This is a genomic window from Segeticoccus rhizosphaerae (assembly GCF_009192725.1).
GTDB classification, from domain to species: Bacteria; Actinomycetota; Actinomycetes; order Actinomycetales; family Dermatophilaceae; genus Segeticoccus; species Segeticoccus rhizosphaerae.
Window position 1 is genome coordinate 1 of the sequence record NZ_VOHR01000635.1, and the last position, 873, is coordinate 873.

1 protein-coding gene is annotated in these 873 nt (G+C 73.9%); it reads left to right on the plus strand.

The window, feature by feature from the left end; translation table 11 throughout:
• Window positions 1-202: 202 nt before the first annotated feature.
• Window positions 203-873 (plus strand): SLOG cluster 4 domain-containing protein (locus tag FRW57_RS22225; protein ID WP_476748672.1); only part of this gene is annotated, 671 nt, incomplete at its 3' end.

Here is an 873-nt window from a genome sequence, read left to right on the forward strand (position 1 = left end):
CGAGCGCCGCCGCCGCGAGCACGGCCGCGCCGGTCAGCGCGCCGGTGGTGCGCAGCCTGATCGGTGCCACGACGTTGCCTCCCGAGTGACGGTGTCTGCGACGCGTCCGCGCCACCACAGACGCACGACCCGGCGCGAGGGTTGGCGGTCGCGGATCACGTTCCGGTCACTTCCCGGCCGGCTGCCAAGGCATGATGCAGGCATGCCGACCGAGATCGACACCCTGACCGCGCTCGACCGTGCGCTTGCCGACCGCACGAGCCTGGCCGGGCTCCGGCTGCAGGACCTGGACCTGCGCGCCCGCGAGGAGCAGCTCCTCGCCCTGGACGACTTCGAGGGGCTCGTCGTGCTCGGCGGCGAGCTGTCGCCACGGCTGGAGCACCACCTGCGGCTCGGTCGGGCGATCATCTTCCCGACCGGACCGCGCTGTCCGGTCGACCCCTATCGCGCCCGGCTCTACACGCCGCACGAGCTCTACGAGGGGCTCGACCGGGAGGGCTACACGGCGACCCCGGACAACCGCGCCTACCGCTGGTCACTGGACACCGCGACGCGGCACGACGCCTTCGTGAGCCTGCTGCGCGCCATCCACGACGACTCCATCGGCGACGCCCTCGACGAGCTGGTCGCCGGCCGCCGCGTGGTGGGCGTCATGGGTGGGCACGCCGTCGAACGTGGTTCGCAGCAGTATGCCGCCGCCGCGCGCCTCGGTCACGGGCTCGCCGAGGCGGGTCTGCTGGTGGCCACCGGAGGCGGGCCGGGAGCGATGGAGGCGGCCAATCTGGGCGCCTACTGCCGCACCCACGACCGGCTCGACGCGGCCCTGGCGGCGCTGGCGGCGGTGCAAGGTCTGTTCACCCGTCGGTCCGGAGC